Origin of the sequence: Bacteroides sp. 43_46 (assembly GCF_001915455.1) — a bacterium.
In the GTDB taxonomy this organism is placed as follows: domain Bacteria; phylum Bacteroidota; class Bacteroidia; order Bacteroidales; family Bacteroidaceae; genus Bacteroides; species Bacteroides caccae.
This window is the reverse complement of the sequence record NZ_MNQN01000116.1, coordinates 19,047-36,785: the sequence shown is the minus strand read 5'-3', so window position 1 is coordinate 36,785 and position 17,739 is coordinate 19,047. Positions and strand designations below refer to the sequence as shown.

At 37.6% G+C, this 17,739-nt stretch carries 12 protein-coding genes and 3 tRNA genes; 7 read left to right on the top strand and 8 right to left on the bottom strand.

The window, feature by feature from the left end:
- Positions 1 to 32: 32 nt before the first annotated feature.
- The gene (locus BHV72_RS12180; RefSeq protein WP_005675829.1) at positions 33 to 482 is read right to left on the bottom strand and encodes a type I restriction enzyme HsdR N-terminal domain-containing protein; all 450 of its coding nucleotides are present in this window, start codon (positions 480 to 482) and stop codon (positions 33 to 35) included.
- A gap of 63 nt (positions 483 to 545) precedes the next feature.
- On the opposite strand from BHV72_RS12180, the gene BHV72_RS12175 reads away from it, so the two are divergent.
- The 5 genes from BHV72_RS12175 to BHV72_RS12155 all read left to right on the top strand — a co-directional run bounded on the left by BHV72_RS12175 (position 546) and on the right by BHV72_RS12155 (position 5,778).
- On the top strand, positions 546 to 1,322 hold the full coding sequence (locus BHV72_RS12175) for an AMP nucleosidase (RefSeq protein WP_005675827.1): 777 nt from the start codon (positions 546 to 548) through the stop codon (positions 1,320 to 1,322).
- Between the two features lie 24 nt (positions 1,323 to 1,346).
- Positions 1,347 to 2,366, top strand: a complete 1,020-nt coding sequence (holA, locus tag BHV72_RS12170) for a DNA polymerase III subunit delta (RefSeq protein WP_005675826.1) — start codon at positions 1,347 to 1,349, stop codon at positions 2,364 to 2,366.
- Positions 2,367 to 3,554: 1,188 nt separating this feature from the next.
- Positions 3,555 to 4,025, top strand: coding sequence for a helix-turn-helix domain-containing protein (locus tag BHV72_RS12165; RefSeq protein WP_032838141.1), 471 nt, complete (start codon positions 3,555 to 3,557; stop codon positions 4,023 to 4,025).
- Between the two features lie 77 nt (positions 4,026 to 4,102).
- Positions 4,103 to 4,879: a dihydroorotate dehydrogenase electron transfer subunit gene (locus BHV72_RS12160; protein WP_005675822.1), complete on the top strand. Its 777-nt coding sequence runs from the start codon at positions 4,103 to 4,105 to the stop codon at positions 4,877 to 4,879.
- Positions 4,867 to 5,778 carry a dihydroorotate dehydrogenase gene (locus BHV72_RS12155; RefSeq protein ID WP_005681149.1) on the top strand — a complete coding sequence of 304 codons (912 nt, stop codon included), beginning with the start codon at positions 4,867 to 4,869 and terminating at the stop codon, positions 5,776 to 5,778. Before BHV72_RS12160 ends, BHV72_RS12155 begins: the two co-directional genes overlap by 13 nt.
- Before the next feature lie 226 nt (positions 5,779 to 6,004).
- On the opposite strand, the gene trmD is transcribed toward BHV72_RS12155, so the two are convergent.
- Positions 6,005 to 6,682: a tRNA (guanosine(37)-N1)-methyltransferase TrmD gene (gene trmD / locus BHV72_RS12150; RefSeq protein ID WP_005675820.1), complete on the bottom strand. Its 678-nt coding sequence runs from the start codon at positions 6,680 to 6,682 to the stop codon at positions 6,005 to 6,007.
- 74 nt (positions 6,683 to 6,756) lie between these two features.
- Between trmD and ligA the strand changes: the two genes are divergently transcribed.
- Together ligA and dapA are read left to right on the top strand one after the other, a co-directional pair.
- The gene (gene ligA, locus BHV72_RS12145; RefSeq protein ID WP_286856101.1) at positions 6,757 to 8,799 is read left to right on the top strand and encodes an NAD-dependent DNA ligase LigA; all 2,043 of its coding nucleotides are present in this window, start codon (positions 6,757 to 6,759) and stop codon (positions 8,797 to 8,799) included.
- Positions 8,786 to 9,679: a 4-hydroxy-tetrahydrodipicolinate synthase gene (dapA, locus tag BHV72_RS12140; RefSeq protein ID WP_005675818.1), complete on the top strand. Its 894-nt coding sequence runs from the start codon at positions 8,786 to 8,788 to the stop codon at positions 9,677 to 9,679. Before ligA ends, dapA begins: the two co-directional genes overlap by 14 nt.
- Before the next feature lie 172 nt (positions 9,680 to 9,851).
- Here dapA and BHV72_RS12135 read toward each other — a convergent pair.
- The 6 genes from BHV72_RS12135 to BHV72_RS12110 all read right to left on the bottom strand — a co-directional run bounded on the left by BHV72_RS12135 (position 9,852) and on the right by BHV72_RS12110 (position 17,374).
- A tRNA-Arg gene (locus BHV72_RS12135) sits at positions 9,852 to 9,925 on the bottom strand.
- 19 nt (positions 9,926 to 9,944) lie between these two features.
- Positions 9,945 to 10,018: transfer RNA gene (locus BHV72_RS12130), tRNA-Arg, on the bottom strand.
- A gap of 19 nt (positions 10,019 to 10,037) precedes the next feature.
- Positions 10,038 to 10,111, bottom strand: a tRNA-Arg gene (locus tag BHV72_RS12125).
- A gap of 79 nt (positions 10,112 to 10,190) precedes the next feature.
- Positions 10,191 to 12,488, bottom strand: coding sequence for a patatin-like phospholipase family protein (locus tag BHV72_RS12120; RefSeq protein ID WP_022041522.1), 2,298 nt, complete (start codon positions 12,486 to 12,488; stop codon positions 10,191 to 10,193).
- A 169-nt stretch (positions 12,489 to 12,657) separates the two neighbouring features.
- Positions 12,658 to 14,703, bottom strand: a complete 2,046-nt coding sequence (gene htpG / locus BHV72_RS12115) for a molecular chaperone HtpG (protein WP_005675814.1) — start codon at positions 14,701 to 14,703, stop codon at positions 12,658 to 12,660.
- A gap of 136 nt (positions 14,704 to 14,839) precedes the next feature.
- Positions 14,840 to 17,374 carry an ATP-dependent Clp protease ATP-binding subunit gene (locus BHV72_RS12110; protein ID WP_022041521.1) on the bottom strand — a complete coding sequence of 845 codons (2,535 nt, stop codon included), beginning with the start codon at positions 17,372 to 17,374 and terminating at the stop codon, positions 14,840 to 14,842.
- Positions 17,375 to 17,739: the final 365 nt, after the last annotated feature.

The following is a 17,739-nucleotide window of genomic DNA, read 5'->3' as shown; positions in this document are numbered from 1 at the left end:
TCGCTATCGTGACCGGATAGCGACACTCTTTTTTATAAGTTATTATAGTCTGGAATATCCTGGAGGAAAATATAACTCTGGTGTTCATAATCCATTCGGCAGCAATAGTGTTGCATTCCATTGCTGACAATCAGGTAATCTACTTTCAGTACCATATTATACCGGGTTATCTGATCGAATACGGTCTGTGTGATTTCAATGTGCGGTGCCTTGTATTCCACAATCATGCGTGCCGATAAATCCCTGCGATAGAGCACTGTATCACACCGCTTGGTAGTGCCGTTCAACTTTACCATTACTTCATTGGCAAGAAGGGCGGTCGGATATCCTTTGTGTGCAATAAGAAAGTGAACGAAGTGTTGACGCACCCATTCTTCCGGAGTGAGAGCGACATATCGTTTGCGAATCACGTCGAAAATTACATTTTTTCCGTTTCGTACGTTTATTTTAGTGTCGAATACTGGTAGGTTTAACGATAACATTTATTATTTTTGTAAGTTAAATAATGGTTCCCATCATCGGGAGCACAAATTTAATAGATAATTATGAAAACAAAAGAAGAAATCGTAGCTAATTGGCTGCCTCGTTACACAAAACGTAACCTGGAGGATTTTGGAGAGTATATTCTGTTGACTAACTTCAACAAGTATGTCGAGATTTTCGCAAATCAGTTTAATGTTCCTATTTTGGGAAGGGATGCAAATATGATTTCTGCTTCTGCCGAAGGTATCACAATGATTAACTTCGGTATGGGAAGTCCCAACGCTGCTATCATCATGGACTTGCTGGGGGCTATTCGTCCCAAAGCGTGTTTATTCTTGGGAAAATGTGGCGGTATCGACAAGAAAAACCAGCTTGGCGACTTGATTCTTCCTATTGCGGCTATCCGTGGGGAGGGAACTTCCAACGATTATTTTCCTCCTGAAGTTCCTGCATTACCCGCATTTATGTTACAGCGTGCCGTTTCTTCGTCAATCCGTGACAAAGGCCGCGACTATTGGACCGGTACCGTATATACTACCAACCGCCGTATTTGGGAACATGATGATGTATTCAAGGAATATCTGAAAAAGACACGGGCTATGGCGGTCGACATGGAAACTGCAACTTTGTTTAGTTGTGGCTTTGCCAACCACATTCCTACCGGTGCATTATTATTAGTATCTGACCAGCCTATGACTCCCGACGGAGTAAAAACAGATAAGAGTGATAATTTGGTTACCAGAAATTATGTAGAGGAGCATGTTGAAATCGGTATTGCTTCTCTGCGTATGATTATTGATGAAAAGAAAACTGTTAAACACTTGAAATTTGACTGGTAAACCCAGTCTTTCTGAAAAATATATATGGCAAAACAAGAGCTGACCTGTGATGATATCCTCAAGGAATTAAAGGCAAAGCAGTATCGTCCTATTTATTATTTAATGGGAGAGGAATCGTACTATATCGACCTGATAGCCGATTACATTACTGATAATGTGTTGAACGATACGGAAAAGGAATTCAACCTGACTGTGGTATACGGGGCTGATGTAGATGTAGCGACTATCATAAATGCTGCCAAGCGTTATCCGATGATGTCCGAACATCAAGTGGTAGTAGTCAAGGAGGCACAAGCAGTGCGTAACATGGAGGAACTGTCTTACTATCTTCAGAAGCCGCTTCATTCAACTATCTTGGTAATATGCCATAAGCATGGTACATTGGACCGCAGAAAGAAGTTGGCCGCCGAAGTTGAAAAGACGGGTGTGCTGTTTGAATCTAAAAAGATAAAAGATGCACAGCTCCCAGCCTTCATTGCTTCTTACATGAAACGGAAAGGCGTAGACATGGAACCCAAGGCAACAGTCATGCTCGCTGATTTTGTCGGCTCAGATTTAAGTCGGCTGACAGGAGAACTGGAGAAATTGATTATTACTTTACCCGCAGGACAGAAACGTGTTACTCCCGAACAGATTGAAAAGAATATCGGCATTAGCAAGGATTATAATAACTTTGAATTGCGAAGTGCACTAGTGGAAAAAGACATTCTTAAAGCAAATAAAATAATAAAATATTTTGAGGAGAATCCGAAAACTAACCCGATTCAAATGACATTGTCTCTGCTGTTTAGTTTCTATTCCAACTTAATGTTGGCATATTATGCTCCTGACAAATCGGAGCAGGGAATCGCTACAATGTTAGGACTAAGAACGCCCTGGCAAGCTAAAGATTATATGGCGGCAATGCGTAAATATAGCGGAGTTAAGACGATGCAAATCGTTGGAGAAATACGATATGCTGATGCAAAATCAAAAGGAGTGAAAAATAGTTCTATGTCGGACGGAGATATTCTGCGTGAATTAGTGTTTAAAATTCTTCATTAGAAAAAGCGACTGTTTCACATCGATAAGAGGTATATACTTTTACTGTCATTCAAGTAAGTATATACCTCTTATTATATTCTCTATATTGAACCTTCCAAATGAATAGTTAGCATCCTAATTTTAAACTGAATATTTTACAAAATTACCACACTTTCTTTATCTGTTTTTCCTGATAGAAGATATGTGTTTCTGAGTTACTTTTCCCGTTTTGTTTTCATCTTACTTGATTCCCGAATTTTGTCTCTTTTAATAAATCCCATTGAAAAATCAAGATTAAATCAAAACTTGTAATGTATATAATATCCTCTTGATTTTTTAAGCGAAAACGAAAGAGAAACTTCCTTTTGTTTAAAACCTGGTCTGTCATTTTGATAGTTTTATGATTTTCTGTAATAATCTCCCCATTTTTTCTAGTTTATCTAAAGATTAATATCATAAAAATGGGAATAACACTCTGTATTATAGATTATTATGATAAAAATAAGGCCTCTAGAATTGAAAAAAAGTAGAGAATAGGTGAAGAGTACGTAAATATTGCAAGGATTTACCATTTTAGACCTGACATGTAAAAGATGATTTGAAAAGCGTTCGATATACATGGGTGAATTATAGATTTTTTCTCTTGTTTTATTGCTGATGCAACTACTCAATTTCACTTTTGTGTATCTTACACTTTCTGTTTGTGAAATATAATATTGTAATGCAAACACAAGTGTAACGAGAAGAAGCTATACACAAAAGTATATGATGTAAATTACAAGAATAAATAAAGTAGTATAAAGGTGAAAGGAGAGGGGTTAACACTTTATTTTTACACATTTATACACCTGTTTATCAGTAATATGCATGTGATATCTAAATTTTTACTATAATAGACTATATTATACACAATGTATTTTTGTGAATAACAAAATCAATAAATAAATTACGAATAATATATAATTAATAATTAGTTATTTACCACTTTTTATTAAACTTGAAATATGATTTAGAAAGATAGTGTTTTTATGAGTATACAAACATACTAATACATCAGTAAACAAATACATACATTTGTCATATCTATATTTTTAGATTTATGATTTGCATTTGTGAAACAAAATATTTACCTTTGTATATTCACATAAAGGATTTGTATTTTTGTGAAATCAGCATGTTATGCACACAATTGTAATCAAAAAAGGCTATATGGAAATAAAAGACAGAATTAGGATGATAATGGAGAGAGAAAAAGTTCCTCCCAGAGTTTTTGCTGAAACAATCGGAGTTCAGCAATCTACTCTCTCACATATTTTAAATGACCGGAACAAACCAAGCCTGGAAGTAGTGATGAAAGTTCACCAGACTTATAATTACGTAAATCTTGAATGGTTACTATATGGAAGAGGTGAAATGTTGGCTTCTGCTGAAGAATCTTCATTGGCTTCCTCTAATGGTGATTATCAACCTTCTTTGTTTGATGAGAATCCTGTAAATCCGTCCAAAGAGACGATTACTTTGGAAAATCGCAAGGAAATGGCATTAAGAAGTACCGGAAATACACCTAAAGAGATTGTAAAACAAGAGATTAGGTATATAGAAAAGCCTGCCAGGAAAATTACTGAAATAAGAATTTTCTTTGATGATAATACCTATGAAACGTTTAGACCTGAAAAATAAGTGGTAAAATCGCAGGTTTGAGCAAATTCCTGTATCTTTGTACCCGGAATACGAATTTATACTTTTTATATCCATACATGAAGAAATTTATTTTAGATCTGACGGTTACTGAGAATATCAAACTGCATGCTAACTATGTATTGCTAAAGTTGACTTCTCAGTCATTGCTGCCCGAAATGCTACCGGGACAGTTTGCCGAACTTCGGGTGGACGGTTCGCCTACTACATTCTTGCGTCGCCCTATCTCTATTAATTTTGTAGACAAACAGCGAAACGAAGTGTGGTTTCTCATCCAGTTGCTTGGAGACGGAACAAGGCGATTGGCAGAAGTAAATCCGGGTGATGTTATCAATGTGGTACTTCCATTAGGAAATGGCTATACAATGCCTCAGAATCCTTCAGATAAGCTTTTGTTAGTTGGTGGAGGTGTTGGAACAGCACCGATGTTATATTTGGGCGAGCAATTGGCTAAGAATGGTCATAAACCTACCTTTCTTTTGGGTGCACGTAGTGATAAGGATCTGTTGCAACTGGAAGAATTTGTTAAATATGGCGAAGTGTATACTACTACGGAAGATGGCAGTCACGGAGAAAAAGGATATGTTACCCAACATTCCATATTAAATAAGGTGCGTTTTGAACAGATTTATACTTGCGGTCCCAAGCCGATGATGGTAGCGGTGGCAAAATATGCCAAAAGTAATCAAATAGAATGTGAAGTCTCTTTGGAAAACACAATGGCTTGTGGAATCGGTGCCTGTCTTTGTTGTGTGGAGAACACGACAGAAGGTCACTTGTGTGTATGTAAAGAAGGTCCTGTTTTTAATATAAATAAACTACTATGGCAGATTTAAGTGTAAATATTGGTGAATTACAAATGAAAAATCCGGTGATGACCGCATCGGGTACATTTGGATATGGCGAAGAGTTCTCTGATTTCATTGATATAGCGCGAATAGGTGGTATCATTGTAAAGGGGACAACCCTTCACAAACGTGAAGGAAACCCATATCCGCGTATGGCAGAAACTCCTTCGGGGATGTTAAACGCTGTGGGACTGCAAAATAAGGGAGTTGATTACTTTGTAGAGCATATATATCCCCGTATAAAAGACATCCGGACGAATATGATTGTAAACGTATCGGGATCTGCCATTGAAGATTATGTGAAAACAGCCGAAATTATTAATGAACTTGACAAAATTCCTGCCATAGAGTTAAACATCTCATGCCCTAATGTAAAGCAAGGTGGCATGGCCTTTGGCGTGTCAGCAAAAGGAGCTTCTGAAGTAGTAAAAGCAGTACGTTCAGCTTACAAAAAGACACTTATCGTAAAACTCTCTCCGAACGTGACTGATATTACAGAAATAGCCCGTGCAGCAGAAGAAAGTGGTGCAGATAGCGTGTCATTAATCAATACATTGCTGGGAATGGCCATTGATGCAGAGCGTAAACGTCCTATCCTGTCGACTGTAACTGGAGGAATGTCCGGTGCTGCCGTAAAACCGATAGCATTACGCATGGTTTGGCAAGTTGCTAAAGCAGTAAATATTCCGGTCATAGGATTGGGAGGTATCATGAACTGGAAAGATGCCGTTGAATTTATGCTTGCCGGTGCGTCAGCTATCCAGATTGGTACAGCAAATTTCATAGATCCAGCTGTTACGGTTAAAGTAGCAGAAGGTATAAATAATTACTTGGATAGACATGGATGTAAGTCTGTGAAAGAAATAATAGGTGCACTTGAGGTATAATTGAAAACACATGATAACCCTTCGCATAAATTTTCATGAATAAGTGTTATTTTCCTCTTAACATATACTTATTGAAAGAGTCTTTTTAAATAAAGGAATTATCAAGAAAAAATGCGTATGAGGAAAATTAAATAAAATCCTTGAACAGGTCATAAATAAAAAACGACGGTGAAAACTCAATCCATTTCCACCGTCGTTTTTATTTGCATGTATTTTTACAATCAAGTTATTCTTCTAATAAATCAGGACGAAGTCTTTTCGTACGTTCTAATGATTGCTGCAACTCCCATTCTTTAATTTTGGCTTCGTGTCCGGACAATAGGATATCGGGAACTTTCCAACCATTATAATCGGCTGGCCGTGTATATACCGGTGCTGCCAACAAATTATCCTGAAATGAATCCGAAAGAGCAGACTGTTCATCGGAAATGACTCCGGGAATGATGCGGACAATAGCGTCTGCCATAACTGCCGCTGCCAGTTCACCACCTGTCAATACATAATCTCCTATACTGATTTCTTTCGTAATCAGATGCTCCCTGATACGAAAATCTATTCCTTTAAAATGGCCGCAAAGAATAATCAGGTTCTGAGCCAAAGAAAGAGAATTGGCCATAGGCTGATTAAATTGTTCTCCGTCAGGAGTAGTAAAAATCACCTCGTCATAGTCACGTTCTGCTTTCAAAGCATTGATGCAACGTTCAATAGGTTCGATCTTCATTACCATACCGGCAAATCCTCCGAAAGGATAATCATCTACACGACGATATTTATCTTCAGTATAATCGCGGAGATTATGGATATGAATCTCTGCAAGTCCTTTGTTTTGAGCTCGTTTCATTATCGAACAATTGAAAAAGCCTTCAATCATCTCTGGCAAAACCGTTATAATATCAATACGCATAATCTTTAATTTTTCGCAAAAGTACAAATATTCAAAGATAAACCTGTATTTTTGCCTTAAACAATCTAAGAATTATGGATATAAAAGAGAAAATAGAAGGATTACGTGCCGAACTTCATCGGCATAACTATAATTACTACGTGTTGAATGCTCCCGAAATATCCGACAAGGAGTTTGACGAGAAGATACGTGAACTTCAGGACTTGGAGCAGGCTCACCCGGAATATAAAGATGAAAATTCGCCTACAATGCGTGTAGGCAGTGATATAAATAAGAATTTTACGCAGGTAGCACATAAATATCCTATGTTATCTTTGGCAAATACTTATTCGGAAGCTGAAGTGACAGATTTTTATGATCGGGTTCGCAAAGCATTGAATGAAGATTTTGAGATTTGCTGTGAGATGAAATACGACGGAACATCCATTTCGTTAACTTACGAAAACGGAAAGTTAGTTCGTGCCGTCACTCGTGGTGACGGAGAAAAAGGTGACGATGTGACAGATAATGTAAAGACAATCCGTTCTATTCCACTTGTATTGCATGGCGATAATTATCCTTCTTCTTTTGAGATTCGTGGAGAGATTCTTATGCCATGGGAAGTGTTCGAGGAGCTGAACCGTGAAAAAGAAGCTCGCGAAGAACCTCTTTTTGCCAATCCAAGAAATGCGGCGTCCGGAACATTGAAACTTCAAAATTCAGCGATTGTAGCTTCTCGTAAGTTGGATGCGTATTTGTATTATTTGTTGGGCGATAATTTGCCTTGCGACGGGCATTATGAGAATCTTCAGGAAGCAGCAAAATGGGGATTTAAGATTTCTGATCTGACACGTAAATGCAAAACACTGGAAGAAGTCTTTGAATTTATCAATTATTGGGATGTTGAACGGAAAAATTTACCTGTTGCGACTGATGGTATTGTTTTAAAGGTAAATAGTCTTAGACAGCAAAAGAATCTGGGTTTCACAGCAAAATCTCCCAGGTGGGCAATTGCCTATAAATTTCAGGCGGAACGGGCGCTGACTCGTCTAAATAAAGTTACTTATCAGGTTGGTCGAACGGGAGCAGTCACACCTGTAGCCAATTTAGATCCGGTCCAACTTTCGGGAACTGTCGTGAAACGTGCGTCATTGCACAATGCAGATATTATTGAGGGGCTTGATTTGCACATCGGAGACATGGTATATGTAGAAAAAGGTGGGGAAATCATTCCTAAAATTACCGGAGTGGATAAGGACGCGCGTAGTTTTATGTTAGGTGAAAAGGTCAGGTTTATTACTAATTGTCCTGAATGTAATAGCAAATTGGTGAGATATGAAGGTGAAGCTGCCCACTATTGCCCTAATGAAACAGCATGCCCTCCTCAGATTAAGGGTAAAATAGAGCACTTTATTAGTCGGAAAGCCATGAATATTGATGGATTAGGGCCGGAAACAGTGGATATGTTCTATCGATTGGGATTGATTCACAATACGGCTGATTTATATGATCTGTCAGTTGAAAATATTAAAGGACTGGACCGTATGGGTGAGAAATCTGCTGAGAATATCATAACAGGAATTGCTCAAAGTAAAGCCGTTCCTTTTGAACGTGTGATCTTTGCTTTGGGAATTCGTTTTGTGGGTGAAACAGTAGCGAAGAAAATTGCCAAGTCATTTGAGAATATAGATGAATTGCAGCAGGCGGATCTTGAAACATTGATAAGTATCGATGAAATCGGCGAAAAAATAGCTCAAAGTATCCTTTCATATTTTGCTAATGAGTCAAATTGTGAGCTAATTAACAGATTGAAGGCTGCAGGATTACAACTTTATCGTACCGAGGAGGACTTAAGCGAATATACGGATAAACTTGCCGGACAATCTATCGTTATCAGCGGCGTATTTACTCATCATTCGCGTGATGAATATAAAGAGCTCATTGAGAAGAATGGTGGAAAGAACGTGGGAAGCATCTCTGCAAAGACTAGTTTTATACTTGCTGGAGAGAATATGGGACCTGCAAAGCTGGAAAAAGCAAAAAAACTAGGAATAACCATACTAAGCGAGGACGAATTTCTGAAACTTATACGGCTAAATAAATTAGAGATTATAATTAAAACTCATGATACAGACTAAATTGAAAGGAATGGGGGTAGCACTGATTACTCCTTTCAAAGAGGATGAGAGCGTTGACTATGACGCGCTGATGCGCATGGTAGACTATCTCTTGCAGAATAATGCGGATTTCTTGTGTGTGCTGGGAACTACGGCCGAAACACCGACTCTTACTGAAGAAGAAAAGAAAACCATAAAAAAAATGGTAATCGACCGCGTTAACGGAAGAATTCCTATTCTGTTGGGGGTGGGTGGTAATAATACTCGCGCCATTGTAGAAACTCTGAAAAACGATGATTTTACAGGAGTTGACGCTATATTGTCTGTTGTGCCATATTATAATAAACCTTCCCAAGAAGGTATTTATCAACATTATAAAGCGATTGCGGAAGCAACGGAACTTCCTATTGTATTGTATAATGTTCCGGGACGTACAGGAGTAAATATGACCGCCGAGACTACTTTGCGCATTGCACGTGACTTCAATAATGTTATTGCCATTAAGGAAGCATCCGGTAATATTACACAAATGGATGATATCATAAAAAATAAACCGGAAAATTTTAATGTTATCTCCGGAGACGATGGTATCACGTTTCCCTTGATTACATTAGGAGCTGTTGGCGTAATTTCAGTAATTGGCAACGCTTTTCCTCGCGAATTCAGTCGTATGACGCGTTTGGCACTACAAGGAGACTTTGCTAATGCACTGACTATTCATCACAAATTTACGGAATTATTTAACCTGTTATTTGTAGACGGGAATCCTGCAGGAGTAAAATCTATGTTGAACGCAATGGGAATGATTGAAAATAAACTTCGTTTGCCATTGGTTCCTACTCGAATTACTACGTTTGAAGCGATACGTAAGGTCTTGAACGAGTTAAATATTAAATGCTAATACAAGGAAAACCGATTCTTGTTGCGGTATATAAATGAATCACCCTTCACTTTAATTCTATCACGATGGATAGAGTAATGTGAAGGGTGATTTTTCTAGGATTGAAGATACATTTTCTTCGATGAAATGGGCAAAAAATAAAATCCTCCACATAATATGCAGAGGATTTCAGTGATCGCGACAGGATTCAAACCTGTAACCGGCTGATCCGTAGTCAGCTACTCTATTCAGTTGAGCTACGCGACCTAATAATAGTTTTGAAGAGTGACCGCGACAGGATTCAAACCTGTAACCGGCTGATCCGTAGTCAGCTACTCTATTCAGTTGAGCTACGCGGCCATTTTGTTAATTCGATAAGTGATCGCGACAGGATTCAAACCTGTAACCGGCTGATCCGTAGTCAGCTACTCTATTCAGTTGAGCTACGCGACCATTGTTTCGTTTTAACGGGTGCAAAGATACGTACTTTTCCCGAATTAGCAAGCATTTCAACGACTTTTTTGTAGAAAATTTATTCAATGAATCGGTAATTGAATAGTTGCCAACCAATACTCAGTCCGACATTCCACTCTCTTTTCGGTGAGCTATAATGATTTACATATGCCGAGATGTCTCCGAATGGTAATTGACACACAACAGATATTTCTCCTAAATATTCGAATTTAGAGAAGGCTTTTCCATAATATGCCTTATTCAATGAATTTCTTTCAATCGGATAAATGGGCATAAAACCATAAAATTCTCCTCGAAGATGAAACATCTGGTTTAAACGATAGATAGGCCGGATACCGGCACCAACAAACTGGTTGGCACGAAATGCTTCATTATAAGTGAGCTTACTATGCTGTGTGGGAGAAAATTCACCAGCCTGCATCATTGTTGCAGTATAGTTCTCTGAAAAATTCTTAGAGGCATATAATGCTTTCAAATACCACCCTAACACCCAATGTTCACTCATATTGTGGTATTTCTCTTTCATATAGGATAATTGCAACCAGGAGTGGTGCTCCTTATTATTATTTCCAGTAGCACCTTCTCCCGGATAGAATCGCTCTCTTCCAATGAAAATTTGGGCAATGAGGGCTTCTCTATAACCACGTGTCGGGTATTGTCGTGAGTTTAATGTGCTTCCGTTAAAACTGATAGAACCACCAAACAAATCGTAGCGACTTTTATCAAACTTATCGTTTCCAAAGTCTATTACACTTTTCTGAAAATATTTATCTTCTATCCTTGCAATCCCTATTCCAAACTCTGCCCGTTTGCTTGAAAGAAATGGCAGGCCTACTTGTAGCTTTAGGAATCGTTCATCCTTTTGGTTAAATGCCGGTTTGTCATTTCTGGAGAAAAGTTTATCCTTCTTGAAATAGTCGAAAGTACTGATAGATGCGATGAAGCGATATGAAGTAGGTATAGCAGTAGAAAAGTCTATTTTAGCCATAAACTGGGCATTATTGTATACCTTTCCAAGTTGGCCGTCAAAAACAAATTCCTTGGCATAGTAATTTAAATCCTGATAACTGAGCCCCAGATAAATCTGATTGGAATTAGATGTGGATATATTACCTCCTAATCTTACGGCAAAATTATTTTCCAATTTGACTTTCAGATGCAAATCGTAAGTATCATCTTCCGGATTATAGATAGCGTGTGGAATAATTTCGGAAATCATATTATCCGAAAGTAGACGGAAATACCCTTGTTTCAAGTCTTCGTAGCTGAATTCTTTGTTATCTGATTTATGAAATTCTTTTTTTATGTATGCTTGCTGTTGTGTGTTGGCACCGTCAATAATGATATTCTTGAATCGTAATTCAGGATAATTACTTCGGTAGACCATTCTTCTTAGACGTATATTATCAAGATTTACGCGTCGATGTATGCGGCTTTTTATCGAATCCATCATACTGAGAGTCCGATTATAACCTATATCATGTAATTCGTCAACACGTTGAAAATCCATAAGACCAACATTATCATACTTAAATGTCATCAAAATCCCCATTGAATCCGGAATAGAGTAGTCAGTTTTCTGCATTACCATATTTTCAATCTGGCTCATGAGATCATTTTCTTTAGGTTTAGTGGGATTAGCCGAAACGACACTTCCGATAATAATATCCGGATGAAAATCGTTCTTCATGACATCTGTCGGAAAATTATTATAAATTCCCCCATCATAGGCTAATACGTTATCAATCTCGATGGGCTTGAACATGAACGGAAAACTCATTGATGCTCTGACAGCATCTCCTAAATCGCCTTCTTTCATGATTAATTGTTTCTTATTGTATACGTCGGAGGCAATACAGCGAAAAGGAACAAAGAGTTTGTCGAAATCACCTTTACATGCTGCAGTGGCACGTGCGTACAGATCAACGAAAACCAGATTCATTTGAATTGGATTTACGACGCTAGTGGGCAGGAATTGAGGTTTCAAACTTTTTAGAGAATCTCTAAAGGAGAAACGAATATTGAAGAACTCAGGAGTAGGAAGATTCTTTTTAAAGTGATATACATATTTCTCTTCTACTTCTCCGGAATACCATCTTTTAAAGTCTTCTGACTTTAAAAGTTCTACCATGTCATCAGGAGAATATCCCATAGCATACAGAGAACCGATTATGGCCCCCATGGAGGTACCTGCAATATAATCGATAGGGATATTATTTTCTTCCAGAGCACGAATAATACCAATGTGTGTCAATCCTTTAGCACCGCCTCCACTTAATACAAGACCTACTTTTTGGGCATAGATAGCTGGTACGATTAGCCATAAAGTAATAAACACAAGAAGAATTTTTCTCATAACCCAAATCAAACAGTTGAACTTTTGTCTTTTTAAACGTTCAAATATATACAATACTTTTCAATTAATCGATATTTTATCAACCGTTTTAAATCGAAAAAGAGCATTACGACGTGTTTTAACGTCGAATGCTCTTTCCTGAAGTTATATAATGGATAAAGGGGCGATATTAAATCAGCTCGATACTACGCTTTACGAAGTTATTCAAAGCTTCACCTTTCAACATATTGTTTTGCAACAAAGCCAAATCAATAAGTTGACGAATCACTTTATTATTGCTGGCATAACCAACAAAAATAGCTTCTTTTTTACTTTTCAGATCATCCCATTTCTTATCCAAATCATTCAATTCGTCTTTTTCAGAGGTTGGGATATCTTCGTCCTTTTTGCCTTTTTGTTTATCTTTCAACTCATTACGTTGTTTATTGACAGCATCCATTTCCGACTGTATTGGGGCAACTTCTGCCTGGCAAGCACTTTCTTCTTCATTAAGCACTTCTTTTATTAACTTATGATCTGAATTCAATATTAAGTTGAACATATCAGGCATTTCTCCATAAAAACTCATTCCAGCCTGAATATTTGCCATTTCTTTCATACGGCGCATATATTCACTTTGGGTAATCATTACTGGAGCTGTGTTTTCTCCTAACGCTTGTGTCATAACGTTAAATTCAACCTTATCCATTTTAGGTAATTGACTCTTAAAGGCGATTGTAATAGCATCTTGTTTGCCTGCTTCCAATACTTCGCTTTTTCTATCTTCTTTTACAATAAGATTGTCAACAACATCACTATCCACACGGGTAAAACGAGATTTCTCGAATTTTTGTTCCAACATGCTTACCATAGCTACATCTAATTGACCATCCATCAACAAAACATCATAGCCTTTATTGGTAGCTGCCTCTATATAACTATATTGTTCATCCTTATTATTAGCATATAAATAAATCAGATTTCCGTCTTTGTCTGTCTGATTATCTTTAATCAAAGTTTGGTATTCTTCAAATGTGTAATGTTTACTATCCGTATCGGTGAAAAGGGCGAATTTCTGCGCTTTCTCGTAAAAATCCTCTTGAGTCAGCATACCATAATTGATAAATATTTTCAAATCATTCCACTTGTCTTCAAACTGTTTGCGGTCATTCTTAAAGATAGATTGCAAACGGTCGGAAACTTTCTTCGTGATATATGTTGATATCTTCTTCACATTCGAATCGCTTTGCAAATATGAACGGGAAACATTCAATGGTATATCCGGAGAATCTATGACCCCATGCAATAAAGTTAAAAAGTCCGGTACAATGCCTTCAACTGAATCTGTCACATACACCTGGTTGCAATATAATTGAATTTTATTCTTGTTCAGTTCAATATTACTTTTTACTTTAGGGAAATAGAGGATACCCGTTAAATGGAATGGATAATCCACATTCAGATGAATCCAGAAAAGTGGTTCATCAGACATCGGATACAACTTACTATAAAACGATTTGTAGTCCTCATCCGAAAGTTCACTTGGTTTGCGTGTCCACAAAGGAGTAGTATCATTAATGATATTATCTTCGGCTGTTTCTACTTGTTTGCCATCTTTCCATTCTTTTTTCTTTCCAAAGGCAATAGGAACAGGAAGGAAACTGCAATATTTTTTCAAAAGCTCAGATATACGGGATTCTTCAAGAAACTCTTTGCAGTCATCATCAATGTATAAGATGATATCTGAACCACGACCTGCTTTATCTACTTCTTCAATAGTAAATTCTGGGCTACCATCACAAGTCCATTTTACAGCTTGTGCACCATCTCTATACGATTTGGTGATGATTTCAACTTTCTTGGCGACCATAAATGCTGAATAGAACCCAAGTCCGAAATGACCGATAATAGCATTTGCATCATTCTTGTATTTTTCCAGGAAGTCATTAGCTCCTGAGAATGCGATTTGATTGATGTATTTTTCGATTTCTTCTGCAGTCAGACCAATACCGTGATCGGAGATAGTAATGGTGTCTTTACCTAATTCAACATGAATAGTCAAATCGCCTAGTTCACCTTTAAATTCACCAATAGAAGCGAGTGTATTTAGCTTCTGAGTGGCATCTACTGCATTGGATACTAATTCACGAAGAAAAATTTCATGGTCACTGTACAAAAACTTTTTGATGATAGGGAAAATGTTTTCTGTTGTAACCCCAATATTACCTTTTTGCATAATACGTATATTTTTTAATTTATCTATTTGATTGATTTTAGTTGATATATTTGTTCAGATAAACACAAAAAAAATGCCAGACCCTAAGGTCTGACATTATGGCATATCTTATGTGCCCTTATTGAAAATAAATCCTTTATTGAGGAGTAACGACTTTCATCTCCAAACCTCCTTTTTCTTCATTAAGAGAGACTTGAATTATATCTTTTTCTTTTAAAGAAGAAGATATGATAAGTTCAGATAATCCATCTTCCAAATATGTCTGAATTGCTCGCTTTAAAGGACGGGCACCATATTGTACGTCATACCCTTTTCCAGCAATAAATTCTTTCGCCTTATCTTCAACAACAAGTTTATAACCAATAGCTTCGATTCTATCATACAATCCTTTCAGCTCAATATCAATAATCTTCGTAATAGCTTCCAAGGAAAGTTGGTCAAATGTTATGATTTCATCTACACGGTTGATAAATTCGGGCGCGAATGATTTATTCAAAGCTTTCTGTATGACACTTCGCGAAAATTCTTTGTCATCCAGACGGCTTTGTGTTGCAAATCCGACCCCGCGACCAAAATCTTTCAACTGACGAGTTCCAATATTGGAAGTCATGATAATAACCGTATTTTTAAAATCTACCATTCTGCCATAACTGTCAGTTAGGCGACCTTCATCCATTACTTGAAGAAGGAGATTAAACACATCGGGATGTGCTTTCTCTATTTCATCAAGCAGGACGATAGAATATGGTTTACGACGCACTTTTTCTGTTAATTGTCCGCCTTCTTCATATCCTACATATCCCGGAGGTGCTCCAACCAGACGTGATACGGTAAACTTCTCCATATACTCACTCATATCTATACGAATCAACGCATCAGAAGAACCAAACATATATTTAGCTAATTCTTTGGCCAAATGAGTCTTACCAACTCCTGTCGGGCCTAAGAACATAAACGTACCAATCGGCTTGTTCGGATCTTTAAGCCCCACACGACTTCGGAGAATTGCTTTTACCAACTTTTCGATAGCGGTATCTTGTGCTATAACCTTAGACTGCAAGTCTTCTTTCATACCAGCAAGTTTGATTCCTTCTGCCTGCGCCATACGCTGCACAGGAATGCCTGACATCATTGATATAACATTGGCTATTTCTTCTGCATCGACAGTTTGCCTATTTTCTTTCAAGTTGGCTTCCCATTCTTTTTTCATCTCATCCAGTTGGGAGGAGAGCTCTTTTTCTTTATCGCGGAAACTGGCGGCGAGTTCGAAATTCTGTGATTTTACAGCTTCATTTTTCTTGCTCTTGGCTTCTTCTATTAACTTCTCTTGTTCTTCTATTTCTTTTGGAACATTGATATTCGTAAGATGTACACGTGAGCCTGCTTCGTCCAAAGCATCAATAGCCTTGTCGGGGAAATTACGGTCTGTAATGTAACGATCTGTCAACTTGACACAAGCTTCTAATGCCTCGTCTGTGTAGTACACATTGTGATGATCCTCGTACTTGTCTTTAATATTGCGTAATATTTGAAGAGTTTCTCCAGCAGTGGTAGGCTCTACCATTACTTTTTGAAAACGACGTTCCAAAGCACCATCCTTCTCAATATTTTTACGATATTCATCAAGGGTTGTAGCACCAATGCACTGTATTTCTCCTCTTGCCAATGCTGGTTTTAGCATATTCGCCGCATCCATAGAGCCTGCGGCAGAACCTGCACCTACAATGGTATGAATCTCATCAATGAATAAAATCACATTAGGGTTTCTCTGTAATTCATTGAGAATAGAACGAATACGTTCTTCAAACTGTCCGCGGTATTTGGTCCCCGCGACGACAGCAGTCATATCAAGAGCTACCACTCGTTTATCAAAGAGAATCCGTGAAACTTTCTTCTGAATGATTCTTAGAGCAAGACCTTCAACAATAGCTGATTTACCTACGCCGGGTTCTCCGATCAGAATTGGATTATTCTTTTTACGACGGCTTAAAATCTGCGCCAGGCGTTCTATTTCTCTTTCTCTGCCAACAACAGGATCCAACCGGCCTTCTTCTGCCGCTTTTGTCATATCAGTGCCGAAATTATCCAATACCGGCGTATCGTTAGACGGCTTTTTTGAAGCGGTTTGCGCTTGTTGCTGATGTTCTTCGGCATTACCTCTGCCACCGGAGCGTGATGAAGACATTTCTTCTTCGTCATCATCGTCTTCAGTAAAACCCATACCGGAATTAATATCCGGTTGCAATGTAGCTTGTTCCAATACTTTCACGTAATTTACATTATTTGATTCAAGTACGGAAGCTGCCATATTGTTTTTCTCTCTTAAGATTGCCAACAAAACATGTTCTGTGTCAGCAATGTTACTTTTCATTCCACGTGCTTCTAATATACACATTTTTAATATTTTCGCCGCATCATTAGACAACGGCACCTCTGTATCGGGCAATAGCATATCATCAGCTTCTGCCTTCAACTGAGCTTCAATCTGCTGCTTTATCGCAGCTAAATTGGTGTTGAGTTTAGACAATATCTCGATAGCTTTTCCTTCACCGTCGCGGAGCATTCCCAGAAGCAGGTGTTCAGGGCCTATATACCTACTTCTCAATCGATTAGCTTCTTCTTTACTATAGACGATAATGTCGGAAACTCTTTGTGAGAATTGATTATTCATACTTCTTCCTTTTCTTCTAAGGGTTATTTACTGGCAAATATACGCATTAAATCAGGTTTGTATTGCAATATTTGCTTTATTTCTTATATCTACAAATGGCGTGCCATAAAAACAGTGTATTTGTATTATATATATAAGGTATAACAAATATCAGACTATTTATTACTGTTATTAGCCTTGTTTTATTTCTAATATTTATTGTTTTTCTCATTTTGTTTTCGTATTTTAAAGTTTAGCTAAAGATCCTACAAGGAAAGCTTTAGGATGTCTATGAGAAGAATAAAACTTTCTTCCTAAAAACTTTCGTATATCGGGGAAAAGTAGTACTTTAGCGTGGTTTTTCACAAACCGTAGAATGTATAATT